The sequence below is a fragment of the Hymenobacter sp. 15J16-1T3B genome, from assembly GCF_020711235.1.
GTDB lineage: Bacteria > Bacteroidota > Bacteroidia > Cytophagales > Hymenobacteraceae > Solirubrum.
Genome location: NZ_JAJFAV010000006.1, coordinates 327,418 through 352,389 on the forward strand (window position 1 = coordinate 327,418; position 24,972 = coordinate 352,389).

Annotated in this window: 16 protein-coding genes; 7 read left to right on the plus strand and 9 right to left on the minus strand. The window is 67.8% G+C overall.

All coding sequences use genetic code 11. From position 1 onward, the window contains the following. The first annotated feature begins 223 nt into the window (after positions 1–223). The 5 genes from LJ737_RS12920 to LJ737_RS12940 all read left to right on the plus strand — a co-directional run bounded on the left by LJ737_RS12920 (position 224) and on the right by LJ737_RS12940 (position 10,248). The gene (locus LJ737_RS12920; RefSeq protein ID WP_227766306.1) at positions 224–5,830 is read left to right on the plus strand and encodes an alpha-2-macroglobulin; all 5,607 of its coding nucleotides are present in this window, start codon (positions 224–226) and stop codon (positions 5,828–5,830) included. A 223-nt stretch (positions 5,831–6,053) separates the two neighbouring features. After that, a complete protein-coding gene (locus LJ737_RS12925; protein ID WP_227766308.1) occupies positions 6,054–6,821 on the plus strand; it encodes a hypothetical protein in 768 nt (255 codons plus the stop codon). A 76-nt stretch (positions 6,822–6,897) separates the two neighbouring features. Beyond that, positions 6,898–7,896 (plus strand): M28 family peptidase, encoded by a 999-nt coding sequence (locus LJ737_RS12930; protein WP_227766310.1) that lies wholly within the window; start codon positions 6,898–6,900, stop codon positions 7,894–7,896. Positions 7,897–8,034: 138 nt separating this feature from the next. Then, entirely contained in the window at positions 8,035–8,943 is a 909-nt protein-coding gene (locus LJ737_RS12935) for a LysR family transcriptional regulator (protein ID WP_227766312.1), read from the plus strand. A 105-nt stretch (positions 8,944–9,048) separates the two neighbouring features. Beyond that, a complete protein-coding gene (locus LJ737_RS12940; RefSeq protein WP_227766314.1) occupies positions 9,049–10,248 on the plus strand; it encodes a threonine synthase in 1,200 nt (399 codons plus the stop codon). Positions 10,249–10,322: 74 nt separating this feature from the next. On the opposite strand, the gene LJ737_RS12945 is transcribed toward LJ737_RS12940, so the two are convergent. The 3 genes from LJ737_RS12945 to LJ737_RS12955 all read right to left on the minus strand — a co-directional run bounded on the left by LJ737_RS12945 (position 10,323) and on the right by LJ737_RS12955 (position 14,321). Further along, a complete protein-coding gene (locus LJ737_RS12945; protein ID WP_227766316.1) occupies positions 10,323–11,525 on the minus strand; it encodes a tetratricopeptide repeat protein in 1,203 nt (400 codons plus the stop codon). A 199-nt stretch (positions 11,526–11,724) separates the two neighbouring features. After that, positions 11,725–12,930 carry a tetratricopeptide repeat protein gene (locus LJ737_RS12950; protein ID WP_227766318.1) on the minus strand — a complete coding sequence of 402 codons (1,206 nt, stop codon included), beginning with the start codon at positions 12,928–12,930 and terminating at the stop codon, positions 11,725–11,727. Positions 12,931–12,947: 17 nt separating this feature from the next. Beyond that, positions 12,948–14,321, minus strand: coding sequence for an ATP-binding protein (locus LJ737_RS12955; RefSeq protein ID WP_227766321.1), 1,374 nt, complete (start codon positions 14,319–14,321; stop codon positions 12,948–12,950). Between the two features lie 233 nt (positions 14,322–14,554). On the opposite strand from LJ737_RS12955, the gene LJ737_RS12960 reads away from it, so the two are divergent. Beyond that, positions 14,555–15,937, plus strand: coding sequence for an ammonium transporter (locus LJ737_RS12960; RefSeq protein ID WP_410779951.1), 1,383 nt, complete (start codon positions 14,555–14,557; stop codon positions 15,935–15,937). Positions 15,938–16,209: 272 nt separating this feature from the next. Beyond that, the gene (locus tag LJ737_RS12965) at positions 16,210–16,902 is read left to right on the plus strand and encodes a hypothetical protein (RefSeq protein ID WP_227766325.1); all 693 of its coding nucleotides are present in this window, start codon (positions 16,210–16,212) and stop codon (positions 16,900–16,902) included. Here the strand turns inward: LJ737_RS12965 and LJ737_RS12970 are convergent. From LJ737_RS12970 to LJ737_RS12995, 6 genes are all read right to left on the minus strand, one after another. After that, entirely contained in the window at positions 16,862–17,719 is an 858-nt protein-coding gene (locus LJ737_RS12970) for a ZIP family metal transporter (RefSeq protein ID WP_227766327.1), read from the minus strand. The two genes, LJ737_RS12965 and LJ737_RS12970, sit on opposite strands and share 41 nt — an antisense overlap. 77 nt (positions 17,720–17,796) lie before the next feature. Then, on the minus strand, positions 17,797–18,066 hold the full coding sequence (locus LJ737_RS12975; protein WP_227766329.1) for a DUF167 domain-containing protein: 270 nt from the start codon (positions 18,064–18,066) through the stop codon (positions 17,797–17,799). Positions 18,067–18,156: 90 nt separating this feature from the next. Beyond that, a complete protein-coding gene (locus tag LJ737_RS12980; RefSeq protein ID WP_227766332.1) occupies positions 18,157–18,357 on the minus strand; it encodes a hypothetical protein in 201 nt (66 codons plus the stop codon). Positions 18,358–18,387: 30 nt separating this feature from the next. Beyond that, positions 18,388–19,206 carry an endonuclease III domain-containing protein gene (locus LJ737_RS12985; RefSeq protein ID WP_227766334.1) on the minus strand — a complete coding sequence of 273 codons (819 nt, stop codon included), beginning with the start codon at positions 19,204–19,206 and terminating at the stop codon, positions 18,388–18,390. Positions 19,207–19,259: 53 nt separating this feature from the next. Continuing rightward, positions 19,260–20,120, minus strand: coding sequence for a hypothetical protein (locus LJ737_RS12990; RefSeq protein WP_227766336.1), 861 nt, complete (start codon positions 20,118–20,120; stop codon positions 19,260–19,262). A 188-nt stretch (positions 20,121–20,308) separates the two neighbouring features. Further along, positions 20,309–24,685 (minus strand): hypothetical protein, encoded by a 4,377-nt coding sequence (locus LJ737_RS12995; RefSeq protein WP_227766339.1) that lies wholly within the window; start codon positions 24,683–24,685, stop codon positions 20,309–20,311. Between the last annotated feature and the right edge of the window lie 287 nt (positions 24,686–24,972).

A 24,972-nucleotide genomic window follows, 5' to 3' on the forward strand; every position in this document is an offset into this window, starting at 1 on the left:
TTGGAATAAGTCTGTTTCTATTGAAGAATATATGCAAAATCAAGTTGATTGGTTGAATAGTTCTAGTTGGTTGCTATAGCGGATATGTACAAAAAGCAAGTTCATCTGCGCAGATGGCTGCACAGTACCGACACCGCCCAATAGATTGTGCACGCTACCGCAACGCAAGCGGCTTTTCTCTACCTTTCCCGCGCCTGCCGCCACCTACCTACCTTATTCCTTCATGACCCCCAACCAACTGCTCCGCCTGCCGCTGCTGGTGCTGCTGGCCCTGCTATGCGCCTGCTCCAAGCCCGGCACCGACGACCAAGCCACCGCCGACGCGGCCGACGGCGAGGAAATCGACCCCTACGAAAACGTGGTATTCAGCTTCGACGAGCCGGTGGCTACCGAAAGCCAGCTCAACCGCTGGGACACCACCCAGGTCGTGCGCTTCGAGCCAGCGGTGCGAGGACGGTTTAAGTGGGCCTCGGAGCGGGAGCTGGTGTTTTCGCCGGCCGAGCCGTTTCGGCCCAGCACGGCCTTCAAGGCCGAAGTGCGGCCCGAAGCCCTGCCCAGCGGCAAGCAGAAAGCCAAGATCAGCCGGACCAACTTCCACACGCCCTACCTGCGCATGAGCGAGCCGCAGGTGTTCTGGACGGCCAACGGCGCCGGCTCCGGGCCCCAGGCCCGCCTGAACGCCGTGTTCAATTACAACGTGCGCCCCGCCGACCTACGCAGCCGTCTACGCCTGACCGCCAACGGGCAGCCCGTCACCTTCGAGGTGGTATCGGCCGAGCCCGACCGGGTGGTGGGCATCCAGCCCACGCAGCCGCTCTCGCCGGGCAGCACGGTGGAGCTGCACGTGGAGCCCGGCCTCAAGCCCGTGGGCGGGGGCAAAGGCACGGCCGGCAAGCTCGAAGCCTCCGCGCCCGTGCCCGACCCGCGCCAGCTGCAGGTGCGCGAGCTGACCGGCTCCCTGCTCAACGGCGAGCCGGTGGTGACGGTGCTCACCGACCAGCCCATTGCGGCCGAGCAGGCCCAGGCGGTGGTGCGGGTGTCGCCGGAGGTGCCGTTTTCGGTGGAGGCGCTGGAAAGCGGCTTCGTGCTGCGCGGCGGCTTCGAGGTGGGCAAAACCTACACGGTGAGCCTGAACCAAGGAGCTTATGGTACGCTCGGCGGGCAGATTACGGAGTCGTTTAGCCAAGCCGTGTCGTTTGGCGACGAGCGGCCCAGCATCAGCTTTGCCAACGGCGAAAAGGCCATGTACCTCGGCGTTCAGGGCTTGCGCAACCTCGGGCTGCGGCTGAATGAGGTCGACAAAGTCAAGGTGAGCATCTACAAGGTGTACGCCAACAACATCCGCGAGATGCTGCGCGCCGGCGAGCAGTACGGCTACGACTCGGACAGCGAGGAAGGCGGGGAGGAAAGCAACTACGAGGACGGCGAGTACGTGGACCGCAGCTACCGTTACTACAACACCGAGGACTTCGGCAACCTGCTCTCGGAACGCACTTACACCACCTCGGGCCTTCCCAAGGCCGGGGCGCTGCGCCTGCTCCACCTCTCCATGGATGAGCTGGAGTTTGGCTCGCAGCTGAAGGGCTTGTACGTGGTGCGGGTGCAGGACACCGAGCGCACCTGGCTGCAGGTCTCGAAGCTGGTGGCCGTGTCGGACCTGGGCGTGGTGGTGAAGCGCGACCTGAACGGCGGGGCCATGGTGTTCGTCAACTCCCTGCGCACGGCCAAGCCGGTCGGCGGGGCCGCTGTGCGCTTCATCAGCCAGAACAACCAGGTGATGTTCACCGGTTCGACCAACTCCGGCGGCGTAGCCATGCTCAGCCAGGCCGACAGCGTGGCCAGCTCCCGCTTCCGCCTCGACATGGTGATGGTGCAGCACGGGCAGGACTTTACCTTCCTGCAGCTGGAGCGCGCCCGCGTGGAAACCTCGCGCTACGATGTGGGCGGCCTGCAAGCCAACGCCGCGCACTACCAGGCGTTTCTCTACGGCGACCGGGACCTGTACCGCCCCGGCGACACCATCCGCACCAACACCGTGGTGCGCCGCGACGACTGGCGCCTGCCCGGCGCGGTGCCCATGAAAATCCGCCTGCTGCTGCCCTCGGGCAAGGAATACGCCAGCTACCGCCGCACCCTGAGCAAGGAAGACGGCTCGTTCGAAGGCCAGTTTATCCTGCCCCCGGCCGTGATGACCGGTCTCTACACTATGGAAGTGCTGACCGGCAACGACGTGCTGCTGACCTCGCGGCAGGTAAGCGTGGAGGAGTTCATCCCCGACCGCCTGAAAGTGACCGTGACGACCACGCCCAAAAACGTGCAGCCCGGGCAGACGGTGCGCGCCGCGGTGCTGGCCCAGAACCTGTTCGGGCCGCCCGCTACCGACCGCAAAGTGGAGGTGGAATTCTCGCTCAAGCAGAAGCCTTTCAACCCCAAGGAATACCCCGACTACGACTTCAGCATCCGCAGCGGCACCGAGCCGCGTCGGCGCTACTACGGCGAGGAAGAAGGCTCGGACAACTCCCTGAACTCGCGCTTCGAAAAAGCTGTGCGCGAAGCCCGCACCGACGAGCGAGGCCGCGCCACGGCCGAGTACGAAGTGCCCGCCTACCAAGACCTGGGCACGCTGGAAGGTACCGCCTTTGCCACCGTATTCGACGAAACCGGCCGGCCGGTGAACCGCCTGGCCACCTTCGAGGTGCAGACCCAGCAGTTGATGTTCGGCATCCAGCAGGTTCCGGAGCTAGTAAGCACCCGGCAGGCGCTGCCTCTGCGCGTGGTGGCCCTCACGCCCCAGGGCAAATCGGCCCAGAACGCCCAGGGGCAGGTGCAAATCGTGCGAATCCTGTGGGAAACGGTGCTGGAACGCCAGGGCGGGCGCTACACCTACAACTCCCAGCGCAAGGAGCAGACGGTGCTCAACACCGGCATCGTGGCCGGGCCGGTAGCGCAGCTGGAGTACACGCCAGTGTACTCGGGCGAGTACGAGGTGCGGGTGCTGCGGCCCGGCGCGGCTACTTATGTGGCCCAGACCTTCTACGCCTACGGCTACGGCGACACGCAGAGCAACGCCTTCGAGGTCAGCAACGAGGGGCAGGTGCAGATCGAGCCCGACAAGCCCAAGTACGAGCCCGGCGACAAGGCTACGCTGCTGCTCAAGACGCCCTTCCCCGGCCGCGTGCTGGTGACGGTGGAGCGCAACCGCGTGCTGGAGCACTTCTACGTGGACACCGACGAGAAATCGGCCAAGGTGACCATTCCCATCCGCGCCGGCCACGTGCCCAATGTGTACGTGACGGCCACCGCCATCCGCCCGCTCTCGGCCGATTCTAAGATTCCGCTGACCGTGGCCCGGGGCTTCGTGCCGCTGACGGTGGAAAAGCCCGATTCGCGCCTGCCCGTGGCCATCAAGGCCGTGGCGCAAAGCCGCTCCCAGACCTGGCAGACGGTGGAAGTGCAGACCAAGCCCAACGCCGCCGTGACTTTGGCCGTGGTGGACGAGGGCATTCTGCAGATGAAAAACTACCGCACGCCCGACCCCTTCGGCTACTTCTACCAGAAGCGCGCCCTGGAAGTCTCGGCCCACGACGTGTACCCCTTCCTGCTGCCCGAGCTGGGCACCAGCAGCAGCGGCGGCGACGGGTACGGCCTGAACCGCCGCACCACGCCCGTGCCCTCGCGCCGGGTGCAGCTGGTGGCCCGCTGGAGCGGCGTGAAGCGCGCCGACGGCAACGGCCGCGTGCTGGTCAAAATCCGCGTGCCGCAGTTCAGTGGGGCCCTGCGCCTGATGGCCGTGGCCTACAAGGACGACGCCTTTGGCTCGGCCGAGCACACCATGCGCGTGGCCGACCCGGTGGTCATCAGCACCGCGCTTCCCCGCTTCCTCAGCCCCGGCGACACGATTGACGTGCCGGTGACGCTGACGAATACGACCAACGGTACCTTGCAAGTCCGCATCAGCCCGCAACTAAATGGGCCTTTGAAAGCGCCAGCGGCTTATCAGGAACAGATTACTATTACAGCGCCGGGGGGCAAGCCGGTCACCGCCATCGGTTATAAGAGTCAGGTACTGAGTTTGCCGCCTAATGCTGAGCGTCGCGCAGGGTTCAGGCTCTTCGCTTCGGGTATCGGTAACGGCACGTTTAAAGTCCGGGTCGCCGTTGAAAAAGGGGCGCTACCCAAGCCTGAGCGGAATCCGGTGCAGCCACAGCGTGCTGGCGCATCAGAAACCTTCACCGAAACCATCGAAATACCCGTGCGCCCGGCGTCGCCCTTGCAGATGCGTACCGGCGGCGGGGCGGTAGCAGGTGGCAAGACGCAGGCGCTGGACTTGCGCACCGATTTCCTGCCGACTTCGCAGCGCAGCCAGCTGGTGCTGAGCCGCTCCCCGATGACCGAGTTCAGCAAGGATTTGCGCTACCTGCTGCAGTACCCCTACGGCTGCCTGGAGCAAACCGTGTCGGCGGCCTTCCCGCAGATTTACTACCCCGACCTGGCCGCCACGCTGGGCCAGACCAAGAAAGCCCAGCGCTACAACCCCAACTACCACGTGCAGGAGGCCATCCGCAAGATTGAGAGCATGCAGCTCTACAACGGCGCCCTCAGCTACTGGCCCGGCGGCGACTACGACAACTGGTGGGCCACCGCCTACGCTGCCCACTTCCTGCTCGAAGCCAAGCGCGCCGGCTTTGCCGTCAACCAGGGCATCCTCGACAAAACCCTGCGCTACCTGCAGTACCGGGTGCGCAAGCGCGAAACCGAGCCCTATCAGTACTTCGACGCCTCGAACATCGCCCGCGAGCAGACCATTGCCAAAAAGGAAAATGCCTACTCGCTCTACGTGCTGGCCCTGGCCGGCCTGCCCGACCCCGTGGCCCTGAACTACTACCGCGCCAACCAGCGCCTGCTGGCCCAGGACTCCAAGTTCGTGCTGGCCAGCACCAGCGCCCTGTCGGGGCAGACCAAGGGTTTCCGCGAGCTGCTGCCGCGCGCCTTCACCCAGCCCGCCGCCCGCCGCGCCCTCGACGGCTCGTTCTACTCCCCGGTGCGTGACCTGGGCCTGGCCCTGAACACCCTCATCGACGCCGACCCCCAGAACCCGCTCATTGCCCAGATGGCCCGGCAACTTTCGCGGCAGGTGAAAGCGGCTGGCTGGCTGAGCACCCAGGAGCGCAGCTTTGCGCTGCTGGCCCTGGGCAAAGTGGCCCGCCAGAACAAGAACGCCACCGTCACGGCTACCCTGGCCGATGCCACCGGCGCGGTGCTCGGCCAGTACAAAGGCCCGCAGGACCTGAACGTGAACAACGTCGCGGGCCGCCGCCTCAGCCTGAAAACGGCCGGCACCGGCAGCCTGTACTACTTCTGGACGCTGGAAGGCATTTCGCCCACCGGCCGCGTGACCGAGGAAGACCAGTACCTGCAGGTACGTCGGCAGTTCCTGGACCGCACCGGCCGCCCGGTCGGCCGGGCCGAGTTTCGCCAAAACGACCTCGTGGTGGTCAAAATCACGCTGCAAGCCGGGACCTACGCCGGCGACGTGCCCAATGTGGCCATTACCGACCTGCTGCCCGCCGGCTTGGAAATCGAAAACCCGCGCATTGGCGCCGTGCGCGAGCTGACCTGGGCCACCGACGCCGCCACGCCCGACTACCTCGACGTGCGCGACGACCGGATCAACCTCTTCACCACCGCCAGCCAGCAGCCCAAGTCGTTTTACTACCTGGCCCGGGCCGTGTCCAAGGGCACCTTCAAGCTCGGTCCGGTGAGTGCCGACGCCATGTACAACGCCGAGTACCACTCGTACAACGGCGCGGGCACGGTGCGGGTGCGGTAGCGCGGCCCGACTGCCGCTAGCACGGTTCTGCGCAACGGCGCTGCGGATACCAATCCGTAGTGCCGTTGCGTTGTGAAGTCGCGGCTCGCGCTTAGCGGGCCGCGCGGGCGCTCGAGCTTGAATGCCTCGCCGAACTATTGTATCTTAAGTAAGGCTCCTGAGTATCAACCTGCCCCGGGGTCCTGTCGTTCTTATCCGTCCTACCCCACACATCTTCCGAGCTATGAACCGACTAGTACCCTTCCTGGGCGGCATCGTGGTCAGTGCCCTGTTACCGCAGGCGGCGCAGGCGCAGCTCAGCAGCATTCCGCAGCAATTCACGTCCAGCACCGTGGTGCTCACCAACGGCGACACCCTGCGCGGCTCCCTGGTGCTGCACACGGAGTTGGATTTGCTGCTCATCACCATGGCCGACCACACCGTGCGCACGGTGCCGGCCCTGGCGGTGCGCACGTTTGCCGTGCGCGGCGAAATCATGCACTTCGACCAGCTGCCGCCCCAATACCGCGGCAGCTTGGCTTTTACGCCGGTCCGGAAGCGGCTGCGCCGCTACGAGCTGCAACGCGCCCGGCCTTTCCTGGTGTATCCCTGGAACCACGACCGGGACCAAGCCCCGGCCACGGCCCCGGCGTTTTTCGAGCGGCTCAACGGCGGGCCCGTCATCCTGCTGCGCCGGCAGCAGCTGGTGCGCCGCTCCCTCTCGTGGTCCGACGCGGCCCTGATGGGCGGCGGGGGCTACGCCACGCAGGCCGCCGGCCCGATGTATTACTACACCGACGTGCGCGAGCTGATGTACCTGGGCACGCCCCAGGGCACCATCGTGGCCCTGCGCCGGCCCAAGCGCGACCTGCTGGCGTATTTCCCGCGGGAAGCTGAGCAGCTGGAAGAGTACGCCCGCCTGCACAACCTCGATTACGGCAACAGCGGCCACCTCGCCCGCCTCGTCGACTACGCCAACAGCCTGCAGCAGGCCACGGCTTCGGCCCAATAACCGCCCGCGCGGCGCAGGCAGCGGGCCGGCCAGCCGCGCCGGCCGGGTTATCGTATTCACGTAAACCATTGCCGTATTGCTAGCCCCTCATCGTCGGCGCCTGCTGCTGGTCGTGCTGCTGTTGGCGGCCGGGCTCGGCGGGGTGCTGCTTATCCGCCACGGGCGGCGCCGGCCCGCCGCCCGTGCCCCTCACGCCACCGCCCTCATGCCCGCCGACCAAGACCGCCTCTACGCCGACGTCAAGTTTCTGACCGACCTGCAGCCCGCCCGCAACTACCGCAACCTGGCCTCGCTCAACGCGGCGGCCGATTACATCAAGGCCGAATTCGGCAAGCTCGGCTGCCGGGTAAGCGAACAGCCTTTTGCCGTGGACGGCCGCCGCTACCGCAATATCATCGCCTGCTTCGGCCCGTCGGAAGGGGAGCGGGTGGTCGTCGGGGCCCACTACGACGTGTGCGACGACACGCCCGGCGCCGACGACAACGCCTCGGCCGTGGCCGGCCTGCTCGAAACCGCCCGCCTGCTGCACGCCCGCGCCCCGCAGCTGACGCGCCCGGTGGAGCTGGTGGCGTACCCCAACGAGGAGCCGCCCTATTTCGCCACCGACGACATGGGCAGCGCCGTGCACGCGCAGGCTCTGCACGAGGCCGGCGTGCCGGTGCGGGCCATGCTCTGCTACGAAATGATTGGCTATTTCAGCGACGCGCCCGGCTCCCAAAACTTTCCCAACGAAGCCCTGGCGGCGCTTTTTCCGAGCACCGGCAATTTCATCGTGGTGGTCGGTCGCGCCGGGGAGGAAAACTTCACCCGCCGCGTGCAGCAGCTCATGCAGGGCGCCGCCCAACTCGACGTGCAGCGCATCAACCTGCCCGACTCGCTGGCCCTGGCCCGCCTCTCCGACCACCGCAACTACTGGCGCTACGGCTTTCCGGCGGTGATGATCAACGACACGTCCTTTCTGCGCAACCCGCACTACCACCAAGCCAGCGACACCATCGACACGCTCGACTTCCGCCGCATGGCCGAGGTGGTAACCGGCGCCGTGGCGGCCGTCGTCGCCCTGGCGACGGAATAGGGTGGCCGGTTTTCGGTGTCCGTTTTTCGAAGTTTGCGGGGCGAAAATCAAGCCGCCGGCAGGCGCAGCAAGGCCAGGCCGCTCGTGGCTTAGCCGCCGACGCAACGAGCGAACCACCAGTACCTTCCACACGACCACATGCTATCCACCCAGCACGAAGTATTCCTGGAAGTAGCCCGCCGGCTGAGCTTCACCAAGGCCGGGCAAAGCCTGTTTCTGAGCCAGTCGGCGGTGAGCAAGCAGGTAAAGGCGCTGGAGGAGTACTACCGGGTGGGCTTGTTCGAGCGGCTCGGCAACGCGGTAGCCCTTACGCCGGCCGGGCAGCTGCTCTACCGCAAGCTGCTGCAGGCCCAGCAGCTGCAGGCCGAGCTGCGCGAGGAAATGGCCGCCCTCAGCCCGCGCTTTACGCCCGATATCCACATGGTCATCGGGGCCAGTACCACCGTGTCGCTCTACGTGCTGCCGGCGGTGCTCTCGGCCTACCTGGCGGCGCACCCGCGCACCCAACTCACGCTCAAGAACCGCAACAGCGAGAACATCCTCAAGGCCCTGCTCGACCACGAAATCGACTTGGGCGTCATCGAGGGCATCCACCGCGTGAGCAACGTGACCTACACCCCCTTGCTCACCGACGACGTGGTGGCCGTATGCTCGGCCCGCAACCCGCTGCGCCACCAGCAGCTGGCCCTCACCGACCTCTACCGCGTGCCGCTGGCCCTGCGCGAGGCCGGCTCGGGCACCCTGGCCGTGCTGGAGCAGGCCCTGCAGGCCCAGCGCATCCGGCTGGCCGATTTGCGCGTGCAGGTGCGCCTGGGCGGCACCGAAGCCCTCAAGAACTTTGTGCGCGTCGACGACCAAGTGCTGGCTTTTCTGCCCCGGCAGTCGGTGGCCCGGGCCCTGGCCGCCGGCGAGCTGGCCGAAGTCGTGGTGCGCGACCTGCCGCTCAAGCGCCACTTCGAGTTTATTCAGCGCCGCGGCACCGAAAACCTGGCGCCCTTCCGCGAATTCATGCAGTTCGCGCTGCGGCACTATTCCGAACAGGAATAGGCTATGCGGAAATACCATTTGCCGCGGGCATAACTGCGGGGCTACTTGCGGCCGTTTCAGGGGGCAGCCCGACCGGGCCCCGCTCACCTGACTTTGCCATCCGCCATGCTTGTCGCCGCCGATACCATCAGTTTACTTTCCCACTTGGAGTGCAGCCGTTGCCACGCCCCGTTCGAGGCGGGCACTGCCCACACCGTTTCCGCGTGCTGCGCCGCGCCGCTGCTGGCCCGCTACGAGCTCGATGCAGCTCCGCCGCGCAGCGTGCTGGCGGGCCGCGAGGCCACCATGTGGCGCTACCGCGAGCTGCTGCCCCTGCGCGACGACGCCCACCGTGTGAGCCTGGGCGAGGGCATGACGCCGATTTTGCAACTCCATAACCTGGCCGCCCGCTACGGGCTGCGCTCCTTGCAGCTCAAAGACGAAGGCCAGAACCCCACCGGCTCGTTTAAGGCTCGGGGCCTGAGCATGGCTGTATCGATGGCCAAAGAGCTGAGCACGGCCGGCTGCATTATTCCCACGGCCGGCAACGCGGGCGTGGCCCTGGCGGCCTACTGCGCCAAAGCCGGCCTGCCCGCCACCGTGGTGATGCCGCGCCACACGCCCGCGGCCTTTCAGGAAGAATGCCGCTGGTACGGCGCCGACCTGCAGCTGGTCGACGGGCTCATCAACGATTGCGCCGCCCGGGTGCGCGAGCTGAACGCCGCCGGCCGCCTGCTCGACGTATCGACGCTGAAGGAGCCCTACCGCATCGAGGGCAAGAAAACCATGGGCTACGAGCTGGCCGAGCAGGGCGGCTGGCGCCTGCCCGACGTGATATTGTACCCCGCCGGCGGCGGCACCGGCCTCATCGGCATCTGGAAGGCCCTGCGCGAAATGCAGGCCATGGGCTGGCTGCCCGCCGACGCGAAGCTGCCGCGCATGGTGGCCGTGCAGGCCCAGAACTGCTGCCCGCTGGTGGAAACCCTCGCCGGCCGGCAGCCCAACTGCCAGCAGTACCAGGGCCGCCCCACCATTGCCAACGGCCTGGCCGTGCCGCGCCCCCTGGGCGAAGCCCTGATGCTGCAGGTGCTGGCCGAATCCAACGGCACGGCCCTGGCCATCGGCGACGAAGACATGCTGACTGGCATGCGCGAGCTGGCCCGGCTGGATGGCCTGTTCGTGGCTCCCGAGGGCGCGGCCGTGTGGATGGCCGCCCGGCAGTTGCTGACCACCGGCTGGCTGCGCCCCGACGAAGAACTGCTGCTGCTCAACACCGGCTCGGCCCAGAAATACCTCGACAACGTGCTGGGCCGCGCCGCACATTAGCAGTCATGGAGTATAGAACAGCAAAGGCCGCGTTCTTCGGAACGCGGCCTTTGACTTTTCGGCAAGCCAACAACTCAGCCGCGCAGGGCGAAAAACCAGACGTAGCCCAGGGTGCCCAGCAAAAAGGCGCCGAACAGCGTGCCGCCCAAGGGCAGGCCCAGGCCCGTCAGCAAGGCGGCGGCTACGCCCACCACGGCCAGAACGATGCCGGCCCACATGGACTGCCGCCGGCGCGCCGGCAGCCACTGCCGCTGCGTGCCCACCAGCGGGAAGAGTAGGCCCAGGCCCACCATGCCGAGCAGAGTCAGGGCTTCGGTCTGCGTGTATTTGCCGGCCCCGAGCACGGCCGTGGCGCCCAGCAGCAGCCCGATGAAGTGGTTGGAGTCGCGGGTGTCTTCTTCGCTCAGGGCGTGGCGGCCGTAGCGGTTCAGGCGCAGCAGGGAGTTGAAGATGGGCTCGGCAAACCAGCTCATGTACACCAGCCCGAGGTACAGGGGCAGAAGCACCGGCACGAAGCGCGAGAGCAGAAACAGCCCGATGAACAGCCCGCGCTGGGCCCCACTGCCCAGGCCCTGGGTCCAGACCATGAAGCGGTAAAACCAGTTGTAAATCCAGAAGCGGGCCTTGAGCGCGGCCACCAGTCCTTCGCGGGCGTATTCCAGGGTGGGCTTCAGGCGCAGGGCTTCGCGGAAATGACCCGCGGCTTCCTTGGCCCGGCCGCGCTCCAGCGCCACCCAGCCCAGGTCGGCGTAGGTACCCGCGTCGCCGGGGGCTTGGCGCAGGGCTTCGCCGAGGTCGGCCTGGGCTTCGTCGCGGCGGCCGAGGCGGGAAAGGCAGCGGGCACGCAAGCCCAGGCAGTCGACGTGGGTGGGGTCGGCGGCCAGGCCGGCTTCGGCGGCCCGTAGCGCGCCCTGCAGCTGCCCGCGCTGAAAGCGAATCAGGCCGAGTACGTGGTGGTAATCGGCTTCTAGTGGATCCAGAGCCAGGGCTTCTTCGATGGCCTCTTGGGCGGCGGGCAGCTCGTGCTGGCGCTGCAAGGTGGCGCTGAGCACGTAGTAGGCAAAGCTGTACTCGGGCTCGGCCGCAATGGCGCGGTGCGCGGTTTCCTGCGCCTCGGGCAGGCGGTTCTGCTCCATCAGCGCCAGGGCCAGCAGCGTCTGCACGTAGGCGTTTTCGGGGTCGTCGAGCAGCAGGCGGCGGGCTTCCTGCTCGGCGTCGGCCGGGCGTTTGTGCTGCAGCAGCAGGTGCAGGCGGGCGGTATCCTGGTAGGTGGACATAGAAGACAAATATTGCCGGTGTCACGGCAACAACTGGCTATGGATGGAGCGAGTGGAATTTAGGCCTATGCGGGGCTGACAGGAGCCAGGCCGAAAAGGGAGCCAGGCAGTGCCGGCAACGCATTTGCGGTTTGCTGTGCTAAGCCGCGGCTGCAAAGCCCTACACTTGATAAGCACAACCACCTTGCCGGGCTGTCGGTCAGCGGCGCTGGGCGCGGCGCAGAGCCCAAGCAAAGCCCATCCCGCTCGGTGGCAGCAGCCAGCCCGCGCCTAGTATAAACGACAACACGATAACTACGCCCAGGGCGGGCAGGCCCAGCAACAGCGTCCACCAAAACGCGGAAGGCAGCGCCAGCGCGCGGGCGCCCCGCACCGCCGGCTCGGCCAACAGCGCCAGCGCGGCTACGCTCCAGCTCAGCGCGGGCGGCCAGCCGCGGACATACCCCAAGGCAACCAGCAAGCCGGCGACTACCACCACCGCGCCGCGCCGCCAGCGCAGCGGAGGGGAAGGGGGCCAGAACCACTGGGCAAGCTGGCCCGGCAGGCGGCGCAAACGCTCCGGCCAGGGTAGTTTGCCCGGCAGCGGGTGGCGCAGCATGTCGATTTCGCCGTACAGGGCAAACCCAGCCAGTAAGGGCAGCAGCACCAAACGCAACAGTGCCCGGAACGGCCCCCCTCGCCTTGGGGTGGGTGGGTTGAGCCAAGCGCAGGTGAGCCGCCACCAACGCGGCCAGACGGCCCGGCGCCGCGCGGAGCGGAGCAGGCGCCGGGGTTGGTCGGCCTTGGGGTCGAGGCGCAGGGCCTCCTGCAAGTGCGCCAAGGCCGGGGCCGCGGCGTAGCGGGCCAGCAGGGCCGCCCCGAATTTGGCGTGGACGAAGCCACTGTTGGGCGCCACGCGCAGCAGGCGGCTGAAGCCTTCGTCGGCGCGGGCGGACTGGCGCAGCTGCTCGTGGGCCAACGACCACCACAGCAGGCAGTCGGGGTGCTGTGGATTCAGCCCCAACCCTTCCTCCGCTGCCTCGACGGCTCCTCGGGGCATGTTCAGCAGGTAGTAGAGCTGGCTCCGGAAAGCGAAGTAGCGCGCGGCATAGGGGTTCAGGCGCAAAGCCATGCTTAGCGCTTCATCGGCTCTGGCTAACTCGCCCAGTCGCCCGTGAGTCTGCGCCAGGATAAAAAACGCTTCGGGCTCTTCCGGACCGTAGTGCACTGCGTGCGTGGCTGTCGTGCGCGCGTCGGCAAGCCGACCCTGCGCCAACAGGGCCTGCGTGAGCGTCAGGTGGGCTTGCACGTCATCAGGGGCCTGCGCGAGCCGCTGCCGAGCCAGCTTAGCGGCGTCGGCCGGGCGGTGCAGCTGCAGCAGCGCATCGGCACGGGCAAACCAGTCGGAAGCGTGGGGAGCAACCATGGCCAGAATCGGAGCGGCTACTTCTTAATGCCCAGGTAGGTTAGAATGTCGTCGTAGGTGCCGCCCTCGTTGGAGTACAGGGCGTAGTTTTTGGCCGTGGCAAACCATTCCTTGGTGCTCGGCCGCACCTGCTTGGCCGCGCCCTGCAAGTCGCTTTGCTGCACCGGCAGCGGCCGCCCCGCCCGCATCGACTCGCGCAGGCGCGCCTCCACCGCCTGGTCGACCACGGCCTTGAGGTCGGCGCCGGAGAAGCCGCCGGTCTGCGCCGCCACCGCTTTCAGGTTCAGCTTGTCGTCGATGGGCTTGCCGCGCAGCATCACGTCCAAGATGGCTTCGCGGGCGGGCTCGTCGGGCGGGGTCACCAGCACGATGCGGTCGAAGCGGCCGGGGCGGCGGAAGGCCGGGTCGAGGTGCCAGGGCGCGTTGGTGGCGGCCAGAATGAGCACGCCGTCGTTGGAGCGGCGGGCGCCGTCGAGTTCTTCCAGGAACTGGTTGATGAGGGTGCGGCCGGCGCTCTGGCGCAGGTCGTGGCGGTTGGCGGCCAGGGCATCTACCTCGTCGAAAAACAGCACGCAGGGCGCCTGCATGCGGGCCAGCTCGAACAGCTCGTGCAGCTTTTTCTCGCTCTGGCCCATCCACATGTCCAGAATGTCGCTGATGCCCACGTGGATAAACGAGGCCTTCACCTCGCCGGCCGTGGCCCGGGCCAGGTAGGTTTTGCCGCAGCCGGGCGGGCCGTAGAGCAGCAGCCCGCCGCCCGCGGCCTTGCCGTAGGCCTTATAAAGGTCGGCAAACTGCAGGGGGTGGATGATTTTGAGGCGGATTTCCTCTTTCACCGCCTCCATGCCGCCCACTTCCGCGAAGGTGATGCTGGGCTTTTCGAGGCCGGCAAACAGCGCCCGTTCGTCGAGGCCCGCGGGCGAAACGCTGGCGGTGTACTCGGCGGGGCCGCCGCCGGTGGCGGGGCGGGCGGCCGGGCGCAGGCCCAGCTGTTCGTCCAGCTCGGCGTCGCGCAGGGAGGCGTCGAGCTGCAGGGCCTGCTGGTAGGCTTGCCGGGCTTCGTCGGGCGGGCCGCCGGCGCGGGCCAGCAGGCGGGCGTGCAGCAAGTGGGCGCGGGCGTGCTCGGGCTGGGCGTGCAGCAGCTCTTCCAGCACCACCAGGGCGGCCGAGGTCTTGCCCAGGGCGGCGTAGGTTTCCGAGAGGCCCAGCTGCAGTTCGGCGTCGTCGGGGGCGCGGCGCAGGCCGGCGCGGTAGTGCTCCTCGGCTTCCGGCAGGCGGCCGAGCTGGCGCAGCAGGGCCGCCACGTGGCGGCGCAGCGGGAGGTTGTCGGGCGAAAAAGCCAGCGCGTCGAGCAGCGGCTGCAAGTCGGAAGGATTCGGTACGGCGGACATTACACGCGAAACGGGTTCGATCCGCAAGCTACGGTTTTCGTGGGCCAGTCGGGAAAAGGCGAGGAGCAGTAAGAAGCAGGTGAAAAAATAAATTTTAGCGACAATGCTATTATAAATAGGGGTAAGGTAGTCGCAAACGTTTGCTGATTTTGAATATGGCCTTTCGTATGAAGGGGGTATTGCGAGAAAGTAACGTGTTTTTGTAAATTGACCCCTGTAAATTAAAGGTCGATATGGTTTTCCCCGCCTCTTCCCCCTTGTCCGTTGCCCGCATCACCCTGGGTGGGCTGCTGCTAGCGGCCCTGATTGCGGCCGGCGTGCCCACCGAGCACCCCGCGGCCGCGCCCGGCTCGCTCAACGGCGCCGACATTGCCTGGATGCTTACCGCCACGGCCATGGTGCTCATCATGACGCCCGGCCTCTCGTTTTTCTACGGCGGCATGGTGCGCCCCAAGAACGTCATCAGCACCATGCTGCAGAGCTTCGTGGCCCTGGGCGTCATCTCGCTGGTGTTCTACTTCGTGGGCTTCTCGCTGGCCTACGGCGACTCGTTTTACGGGCTGATCGGCAACCCGCTGACCTTTGCCTTGCTGAACCACGTGGGCACGGCCCCGCACCCGCTGCTCTCGCCCACCATTCCGTTTATCCTCTACTTCGCTTTCCAGCTGAAGTTTGCCATCATCACGCCGGCCCTGATTACGGGCTCCTTCGCCGAGCGCGTGCGCTTCAAGGGCTACCTGGCATTTATGGTGCTCTTCTGCCTGTTCATCTACTGCCCGCTGGCGCACTGGACCTGGCACCCCGAGGGTTTCCTGCGCAAGTGGGGCGTGCTCGACTTTGCCGGCGGCACGGTGGTGCACATTTCGGCTGGTATTGCGGCCCTGGCCGGGGCCATGGTGCTGGGCCCGCGCAGCACGCACCAGCGCAACACCGTGTTTTCGACGCCCAACGTGCCCTACGTGATGCTGGGCACCGGCCTGCTGTGGTTTGGCTGGTTTGGCTTCAACGCCGGCTCGGCCCTGGCCGCCAACGAGCTGGCTGCAACGGCCTTTGTCAACACCAACCTGGCCTCGGCCGCGGCGCTCTTCGCCTGGCTGCTAATGGAAGTGGCCCGCGGCGGCAAGCCCACGGCCGTGGGTGCCTGCGTGGGCGCAGTCATCGGGCTGGTGGCCATTACGCCGGCCGCCGGCTATGTTACCTACGGGCAAAGCGTGCTGTTCGGGGTGCTGGCTTCGGTGATTAGCCAACTGGCCGTGCACTGGCAAAACTCGCGCACCGGCATCGACGACACCCTCGACGTATTCCCCTGCCACGGGCTGGGCGGTATTGTCGGGATGCTGCTCACCGGTATATTTGCCGATAAGGTGGGGCTGATCCACGGCACGGCCACGGTGTTTGGCTACCACGTGCTGGCCCTGCTGATTGTGGTCGGCTACTCCTTCGCCGGCACCTGGTTGCTGCTCAAGCTCACCGGCCGCTTCTTCGCCCTGCGCGTGAAGCCCGCCGAAGAGGAACTGGGCCTCGACCTGAGCCAGCACGAGGAATCGACCTACCACGTCGACGAAGAATTTGAGCGCACGTACCGCAAGGAGCTCCTGCCCGCGGACGTGCACTAACATAAGCTGATTTCGCGCCGTCAGTCGCCGTCCGGGGTTGACTGATCACCCACGGCGCGGACCAGGGGGGAGGTTCAGTGAAGTAGGAGAAAAGCCGCCAGAGGGGAAACTGGCGGCTTTTCGTTTTTACGGCGGACTTGGTCAATTGCCGCACGGAGCCAGGCATCAGCCGGCGGGCAAAACCCGTACAAGGGCCGAATCGGAAAAATTTTCGCGCTCGACCATTGTTGAAGACAGAAGGTCAAGCGAAAAAGTCCTAGTTTTTGGCCTTTATGATGGTACTTTCCGAGTGGCTTGTCGCGCTTTCCAATCAGCTGAACGGGCTGAGCGTAGCTGCCGCCCTGGTGCCCGTGACGGTGGGCCTGCTGCGCTGGCGTCACCTTACATCGGCCGGACGCTGCTTGTGGGCGTGTTCGTTGCTGGCCAGCCTGCTGCTTGGGGTGCTGACGGAATACGGCCGCATCGTGTGGCACAACAATATTCTGCCGCTGCGCAGCCAGGTGTGGCTGGAAACCGTGCTGCTTACGGCGGCCTATTATTTCACTTTCGCCGACTCCAAGCGCCGCCGGGCGGTGCCCTGGCTGCTCGGGCTGTTCACCCTGGGGGCCGTCGGCGAAACGGTATGGCTGATGGATTGGCGGCAGGGCAACGGGCCGTACCTGCACGTGCTGCAGGCCATGCTGCTGATCTGGGTGGTGCTGGCGTATTTCGAGCAACTGCTCAGCGACCCGCCGCAGGTGCCGCTGAGCCGCAACCCCATATTCGTGGCCAGCGTGGGCGTGGTGCTCTACTACGCCGGCACCGTGTTCGTGTATGTACTGGAGCGCACTACGCAGGACACCGACCAAATCCGGATGATGTTTATCCTGGAGTACGGCCTGCGCATTGTCGCGCTCAACGGGGGTGTTGCCGCCGCGCTCTGGCTTATGGGGCGGACGGCCGCGCCGGCGCGGGCTGCTCGGTGAGGTGCGGGGCGTTCGGGTCGTTCTTGTCGAGCTTGCTCAGGTAAAAGGCGGCCAGAAAGCCCAACACCGTGATGAGCCCGGTGAAGTTGTGAGCCACCTCGAAGGCCTCGGGAATCATCGTGTCGGCAATCATGGCCAGCACGGCGCCCGCGGCCACGGCGGTGGTGGCGGCCACCACGTTTTCGGAGAAGTGGCTGAAGACGGTGAACCCGGCCCAGGAGGCCACGCCCGAAACCAGCGCGATGCCGCTCCAGAGCAGCAGCACGTAGCGGGCTGAGCGGCCGGCTTTTTTCATGCCGGCGGCGCTGCTCAGGCCCTCGGGCAGGTTGGAGAGAAAGATGGCCGCCACGGCCACCGTGCTCACCACGCCCCCGGCCAGCATGCTCAGCCCGATGACGATGCTTTCGGGAATGCCGTCGAGCAGGGCGCCCACGGCCAGGGCCATGCCGTTGTCGTCGCCGGCGTCGTTGCCGTCGGTTTCGCCCTGCTTCACTTCCTTGCGCTCGGCCGCCTGCTGGTGCCCGCTGCGCTTGCGGTGCTTGGCCCCGTAGCGGGCCAGCAGCCAGTTGGCGGCGGTGTAGGCCGCCGCGCCCCCCACGAAGCCCAGGCCCGAGGCGTTGAAACCGCCGCGGGCGTAGGCCTCTTCCATCAATTCCAGGGAAAGCGTCGAAATCAGTACGCCGCTGCCGAAGGCCATGACGGCGGCAATGAGCCGCTGCGGTACGTGGGCAAAGTAGCCGACGGCGGCGCCCAGCAGCAGTGCGGAGCCCGATACCAGGCCCCAGAAACCGGCCAGCAGCCAGAGGGGGAAATGCATGAAGAACTAGCTCTTGGTGGGAAGGGCCGCATGCCGCGGCCCCGCGAAAGGTCGAGGTACGCTCTACGCACCAAGTGCTACTTCGGATATACCACTAGGGCCGCGCGCAGCTCCGCCTCGCTCAGGTCGGGCACGTCGACTTTCTTAAACGGGGCCGTGTGGCCGCTCAGGAGCGTGAGGCGGCTGCGCGGCACCCCGAGCACCGCGGCCAGAAACCGCAGCAGGCAGTCGTTGGCCTTGCCGTCCTGGGCCGGGGCGTGCAGGCGCACGGTCAGCGCCCCGTCGGCGGCCAGCTCCAGGGCGTTCTGGCGGGCGTTGGGCTTGGCTTTCAGGTGCAGGGTGGCCATTGGGGCAAGTGGTGAAGTTGTGAGGGGTGAAATTGTGAAAAACAGAACCGCCATTCACAATTTCACCCCTCACAACTTCACAAATTGGTCCTACGCGGGCGAGTTGTAGGCGTCGTAGATGTTCCAGGCCCAGAGGGCGAGGGGCACGACGACGGTCCACCAGAGCAGGAAGCCCACGATGCCGCTCAGCACCCAGATGAACACCGCTTTGAGGATCTGGCCCTTGATAAGCTGGCCGAGGCCGGGAATAAAGGCCGACAGCAGGGCCGGCACGCCGTAGGTTGGTTTCATAGCGGGCAAGATGAACAAACGCGGGGAAACTTACGCCGCCGGTGCCGGGGCGGGCGGGCCGAGCAACTGCTGGCCGGTGGGGCACACGTCGAGCAGCACGCAGCGGCGGCAGGCGGGGCTGCGGAAGTAGCAGCACTTCTGCCCGTGAAACATCAGTGCCTCGTGGTGGTCGTACACCTGCTGGGCGTCCCAGCCCGCGGGCAGTAGGGCTTCGAGCAGGGCGTGCGAGGCCTCGGTGCCCACTTTCGGCCCGATCAGGCCCAGGCGCTGCGCCACGCGGTGGTGGTGGCTGTCGACGGGCATGGCCGGGCGGCGCAGGGTGCTGAAAAGCAGGGTGGCGGCGCTGGTTTTGGGCCCCACACCGGGCAGCGTTTCCAGCCAGGCCCGCGCTTCGGGCACGGGTAGCTCCGTCAGCAGGGCCTGCAGCGGGGCCAGCTCCAGTTGCCCCGCCAGCCGGTCCGTCAGCTCCCGCAGAATGGCCTGGATGCGCGGTGCCTTCTGCTCGGGCCAGGTGCAGGGGCTGATCAGGGCTTCGACCTCGGCCGTGGGCGCGTCGCGCACCTGCACCCAGGTGGGCAGGGCCGCCACCAGCTGCTGGTAGGCGCGGTGCGAGTCGGCGTTGCGGGTGCGGTGCGAAAGCACGGCGCTGACCAGCTCGCTCAGCGGGTCTTTGACGCTGAAAAAGCGAAACGGGGCGCCGTAAAGGGCGCACAGCCGCTCGTGGGCCAGCAGGGCCAGCGCCCGGCGGCGGGCCAAGTCGGCCGCATCGGCCGCGGAGTCGGGGAGGGAAGCAGGGGTGGGCACAGTACCGGCAAACGCAGCGGCCGCGCCCGCGGTTGGGGCGGGCACAAAAAAGCCGGAACCTGGGCGGGTTCCGGCTTGTACGAGCGGGCAGCGGCGGCTTAGCGGGCGGCCGCGTCGCCGTAGTTGTAGAGCTGCACGGCCTGCTTGAGCTTGCGCGCCTGCGTGCCGCTCAGGAAGGTGGGTACCAGCAGCACCGGCACCGACACGAGCACCAGCGGCAGGCCGCGGCTGCTGCCGTTGAAGGTATTGAGCATGCCCACCGCCAGCAGGCCCCCGCCGACCACGTAGCCGGCCGTGCTGTAGCGCCGCAGCCGGGCCACGTCGCGCAGCAGCTCGGCGCTGCCGGGGTTGTCCGACACGGCCACGCTCAGGCTGCGGAAGTTCATGTCCTGAATCGGGCCGCCGTCCTTGCTGAAGTACTCGGTCTTGACGGTGCGGTAGCCGCTGCCGTAGGGGTAGCCGCCGTAGGGATACCCGCCGTAGCCATAAGGGTAGCCGAAGCGGCCGTAGCCCCCGTAGCCGAACGGCCCGCCGAAGGCGCCGGGCATGTACTGCTGCGAGGTGATGGAGTAAGTGCTGATGCGGCCCGTCTTTTCGCGGCGCAGCGTGGCCATGCGCCGCGAGCCCGGCAGGGTGGTGCGGATGTAGTGGCCGGTTTCGTCGTCGAAGAACTTGATCTGGTCCAGCTCGAAGCGCTGCTGCCCGTTCAGCAGCAGGTAGGAGCGGCCCACGGCGGGCTGGCGCAGCTCCACGTCGTCGGCGGCGTACACGGCGCCGTTGACGAGGCCGATGCGGTAGCGCGGCTGCTGTTGCTGCGGGGCCGGCGCGGTGGCCGTGCGCGCCGCGGTGTCGGGCGCCGTGGGAAGGGTATTCAGCTGGGGGGGAGTGTCCTGCGCGGCGGCGGGGGCAACGGCGGCCCCGCCCAACACGGCGGCAAGCAACAACGAGCGGAGGTTCATGGTGGGGAGGAAGGCGTGAACGGACAGAAAGGTACCGGAAGAAACGCGCCGCACGGTGTCGGTAGCGTGAACGAGCCTGATCGAACGGCAAGAAAACAATCCGTTCTGAATCGCGGCCAACGTGGGGCAACATTCCGAGCCAGAAACGACGGCGGCCCGGCAAGTCGTTCCCCCGCCGGCTGGGCTTTTTACGGCGTCAGCGCCGCGTCGGGGTCATCCGGCGCAAAATCTTCGGGCGCGGCGTCGGCATCGGCGGCAAAACGGCCCTTGAAGCGGGCGTACAGCGCGTTCATGCCCAGTAGCAGCAGGCCCATGAAGATGAAGACCACCGCCTGCGTGATGGTGCCGCGCCGGCTCAGATCGAAGAACACCAGCCGCACCATGCACACCCCGATGCCGGCCAGCGCCACGTAGCGCAGGTCGCGGCGGCGCAGCAGCAGGCTGCTCACGAACACGCCCACCACGTCGAGCATCAGCAGCACGGTGAGCACCGAACGGTCGAAGGACTGCACCAGCACCAGCGTGAGCACCCCGAAGGCGGGGTAGAGCAGCGCCGGAACCAGGTGGCGGAAGCGCAGGCGGCCCAGCTGCGCCAAACCGTGCAGGCCCGGCGGCCACTGCAGCCCCCGGGTGGCGGGTACGCGGCGCAGCAGCACGGCCGCCAGCGCGAAGAGCAGCGCCACGGCGCCGGCGGTGGTCAGCCAGGGCGCCCCCAGCCACTGGCCCGGGTGCAGGTAGCGCAGCGCCACGTAGGCCGCCGTGCCGGCCGCCAGCCAGTACAGCGGCAGGGCGTAGAGGGCCAGGCGGCGCAGGCGCTGGGGCAGGCGCGGGGCGAAGCCGGCCAGCACCAGGGCTAGCAGCAACTCCAGCGGCGCGTGCCAGATGACGCGCGTTTCCCAGTGCAGGGTGAAAGCGGCCAGCAGCACGGTCAGCTCGGGCAGCCAGGGGTGCAGCAGGCGCCAGCTGCGGTAGCGGGCGTCGGCGGGCGCGGGGGTGAGGGCCAGCGCGCCGAGCACCAGCAGCAGCGCCGCCGCCGTGAAGCGCCGGGCGGGCCAGCCTAGCAGCGTTTCGCGGCTGTGGAGTACGGGGCCGAGGTGGTAGAGCAAAGCCGCGCCCAGCAGGGCGTAGCCCACGTGCAGCAAGTAGCGCGCCGGCTGGCCGGCGCGTTGCTGGGCCTCGGCGGCGGGTTGCCGGCGTTGCAGCGCCAGTGCGCCCACCACCGCCCCGGCGGCCAGCAGCGTCCACAGCAGCCCGGGGGCGGCATCGGAGCGGAAGTGGAAGGCCAGCCAAGCCGTGGCGCTCAGGTGCAGGCCCAGCAGGTACAACCAGGGCCAGCGCACGTGCCGCGCCCGGGCGGCCCACCAGGAAGTAGCCAGGCCCGCCAGCGGCAGCAAAGTTGTGGGAAGCAGGTAGCGCAGGCGCGGCGCAACTTGCAGGGCAAGTTGGTCGGCCGCGTGGTGCCACTGCAGCAGCACGAAGCCGCCGCTGGCCAGCAGCACGCCCAGCCAGAGCCCGGGCACCGGCAGCGTGCGCCGCAGCGCGAGCAGGCCGGCGCCCACGAGCACGGCCGCCCACGCCGCCCAGCCGTGGTGATACACCAGCGCCGCGGCGGCCAGCGGCAGTAGCCCGGCTACCAGGCCCAGCAGGCGCAGGCGGTACGTCGGGGTGTAGGACAGCGGCAACGCGTCGTAGGCGGGCGCGGCGCGGCGGACCAGCAGGGCTTGGGCGCCGGCGGTGGCCAGGGCGGCCGTCAGCAGCAGTAGAGCGCGCAGGTTCAGGCCGATGATCAGTAAGCCGTCGAGGCGGCTGACCACCGGCACCAGCCCCAAGGCCAGCAGCAGGGTGGTGTAGAGCAGCCCGCGGTACAAGGGCCACTCACGACGCAGGGCCAGCAGCACGGTCATCAGCAGGGTTTCGAGGTAGAGCACCAGGGCGGCGGCGGGCCAGCTCAGGCCCAGTTCGTGCAGGCCCAGGGCCGCCAGCATCAGCAGCCCTTGCCCGGCCAGCAGGTGTAGTTGGCGCAGCCACTCGGCCGCGCCACGCAGCCACTGGCTAATGCCGAACGCGCAAGCGGCTGCGGCGACGGCACCCAGCAACAGTCCGGACGCGGAGGCCGGCGCCGGCCCGAACAAGCCCTGCCCGAGCACTAGCAGCAGGCCGGTGTAGTGCAGCCCAATCAGCACGCCCAGCGAAGGGCCGGCCCAGTACCCGAGGCCGCCTTCCCCAGTTTCGGCGGAGCGGGCGGCGTGGGTGAGCCGGAAAAACGCGGCCCCCAGCAGCGCCGCCAACAGCAGCCCGGCGGCCCGGCGGTACAGCTGCGCCGCTGCCAGCGTGGGCAGCGTCAGCTCAACAACGCAGAGCAGCAGCAGGAGCAGGCCGGTGAGCTGGGCGGCTACGGCCAACACCTGGGGCACCCGGGCTTCGCCGCGGCGCGTGAGCAGGAGAGTGGCCGCCAGGGTTTCGGCGTAAAGAATCGCCAGCGTGGTGGGCCAGCTCAAACCTAGTTCGTGCAAGCCGAGCACGGCCAGGGTCAGCAGCGCCTGGGCGGCCAGCAGGTGCAACTGCCGCAGCCATTCGGCGGTGCCGCGCAGCCACTGGCTGGTGGCCACCGCACTGCCCGCCGCTGCTACCGTACCAATTAGCAAAGCGGGAATAGAGGCCGGTGCCGGGCCGAAGAAACCCTGGGCCAGCACCAGCAGCAGGCCGGTGTAGTGCAGCCCGATGAGCGCCCCCAGCCACGGCTGCGTCCAGTACGACAAGCCTTCGTCCGCGGCATCTTGGGCCTCCGCGGCGGGGCGGGCGGCGTGGGTCAGGCGGGAAAAGGCCGCGCCCAGCAGGGCGGCCAGCAGCAAGCCGCCGGCGCGGCGGTACAGCTGCGGGGCGGTGAGCACCGGCAACGGCAGGAAGAACAAGCTGACGAGCAAGAACAGCAGCCCGGTCAGCTGGGCCGTCACGGCCAGCACCTGCGGCACGCGGACTTCGCCCCGCCGGGCCAGCAGCGCCGCGGCCGCCAGGGTTTCGGCGTAGAGCACGAGCAGCGTGGTGGGCCAACTCAGGCCCAGCTTGTGCAGGCCGAGCAGGGCCACGGTCAGCAGCAGCTGGGCCGCCAGCAGATGCAGCTGCCGAAACCACGCTGCCCCGCTGCGCAGCCACTGGCTCAGTCCCAGCACGGCTCCGGCCGCGGCCCCGCTGGCCCCCATCAGCGCAAGCACCGGTGGCTGCGGCACGCCGAACAGGGCCCGCAGCAGCAGGGCCGCCACCCCGGCGTAGAGCGCGCCCACCACGCCGCCGAACGAGCGGTACAGCTCGCGGCGTAGGGGCGGGGCGGCCTCGGTGGTGAGCAGCGGCAGCGTGCGGGCCAGGTGGAAATAGGTTGCTCCGGCCGCCGCCGCCAAGAAGAGCAGCAGCGCGTTGCGGTGCAGGCCGGTGGGCGAGTAGCTGGGCAGCTGCAGCAGGTTCAGGAGCAGCAGGGCGCCGCCGGCCAGCAGGGCGCCCACCGAGGCTATCTGAAACACCAGATTTTCACCTTCGCGGGCCATGATGAAGGCCACCAGCAGCGTTTCCAGCAGCATAAACACCAGAATAACGCTCGGGGTGGCGTGCCAGCCCTGCAGCGACAGGGCCGTGGCCAGGGCCAGAATCAGCGAAATGACGGTGTCGGTCTGAAACAGCCACTGAATGCCCAGCCGCCGCGCCTGACGCGCCACCACAAAGGTCGTCGCCGCGCCTAGGCCCAGCGGAATGGTTTTCCAGATCGAGCCGGTGCTGTAGAGGTAAAGGTTGACGCCCAGGCAGGTCCAGTTCAGCACGTGCGCCGCGAAGAGCAGGGCGTCGAAACGGCCGGTGGCGTACACCTTGCGGTATTGCACCACGGCCGCGGCCAGGCCCACCAGCAGCACCAGCGCCATGGCTCCCAGCCGCAGCCCCGAAGCCAGCGGCAAGGCCAGCTGCCCGTGCCAATACAGGTGAAAGGCAAAAAAGCTCAGAATGCTCAGCAGCAGCTGGTAGCGCCAGCGCTGCCGGTAGGTAATGGCAATGGCAAACGCCGTAACGGCCGCCGCCGCGCCCAGCGTAAGCAGCGTGGGCGGCAGCACGGCCAGCGCCACCAGGCTTAAAATGCCGTGCAGGGACGACACCGCCTCGCGGCTGCTGTGCCAGGCCAGCCACAGATTCGCGGCTGCCCCGGCAAAGAGCAGCAGGTAGTCAAACGGCCGCTCGGCCCAGCGCAGGCCCGGAATGCTCACCGCGGCCACGCAGGTGAAGAGAAAAATGGCCGCCGCGCTGCTTTGCAGCCACACCGCCAGCTGCGCCGCGAAGGGTTTGCGGCGCAGGTAGTAGTGCGCGCCGAGCAGGGCCGCGGCAAACAGGTTGATGAGCAGGAAGCGGTACACCGGGGCCAGCTGCAGGGCGGTGTACACCCCCAGAAAGCCCACGCCCGTCACCAGCACCACGGCGCCGAGGATGCCGGTCCAGTTTTCGAGCACCACAGTCGACAGCCGGTCCCACCACGTAGGCTCGGCGGGCTCGGGTGCTACCGGCTTGGGACGTAGGGCCGGCTGCGGCACGGGCCGGGGCGCCGGCGGTTCCGTGGGCGGCGCGGAACGAGGCTGCGCTGCGGGCTCGGGTGTGGGCGCCGGAGCCGGCTTGGGCGGGAAAGGGGCGGGAGGAGTAGAAGTAGGCGGAGCGGCGGGCGTTGGCAGTGCGGACGGAACAGCGGGAGGAGTCGGGACAGGGGCCGGCGCCGGAGGGGGCGTCGGCGGGGCGGCCACCGGCGGGGCCGGCACGGCGGGCGGTGTGGGCGAAGCGGCGGGCGGTGAGGGAGCCACCGGCGGCGCGGGGAGCGGGCCGGGCG